This window comes from Mesorhizobium sp. M2A.F.Ca.ET.037.01.1.1 (assembly GCF_003998075.1).
Taxonomy (GTDB): Bacteria; Pseudomonadota; Alphaproteobacteria; order Rhizobiales; family Rhizobiaceae; genus Mesorhizobium.
Window position 1 is genome coordinate 1 of the sequence record NZ_RZSA01001700.1, and the last position, 589, is coordinate 589.

General features: G+C 62.6%; 1 pseudogene. It reads right to left on the minus strand.

The features are described from left to right. Positions 1–446 (minus strand): annotated as a pseudogene (locus EOA27_RS39305) (hypothetical protein); the annotation flags it as partial. Positions 447–589 lie beyond the last annotated feature (143 nt).

Below are 589 nucleotides of genomic sequence, written 5' to 3' on the forward strand. Positions count from 1 at the left end.
ACGCAGGTGTTTGCGTCGAGACCGGACCGCAGCGCCGCAAGCAGATAGGTTTCCGGATAGAGGGCGTACAGCGCATAGCCTTCGGCCGGCCCGGTGGTTATTTTGCTGCCGCAGTCGATGGCGGCGAGCTTCGCCAGCAGCGACGCATCGAGCGATCCTTTTCGGGCAAATCCCTGCTGCCAGGACCGCAGCACTTCCCGCGACAGCTCGACGAGGATTTCAGAACCCAGCTTCTGCCTCGCCGAACTGCCGTCGGCACCTCTGGTGTCGAATTCCGCGTCGGCAAGGCCCTGGAAGAGTTCCGAGGCGGTAACGAAAAGATCGACCAGAGCAGCGTGACGTTCGATGCCGGCAGGCAGATCGCCAATCGCTTCAGCCTCGGCCAGGACAGCTTCCCTGAGCTGCTCTGCGCTATGCGTTCGCTTGTGGTCGCCGAAGACGATCATACGGCTCCTGCCTGCTGTCTGGTCGCCAACGCGAAGCGGCGCCTGTTTGATCCGCAATCGGGCTCGGCAATTTTTCGCGGCGCGAAGGAACATTCGCGGCCGCTCCCGGTTCGGCGCCGAGGAACTTACCTCCAACCAAAGAG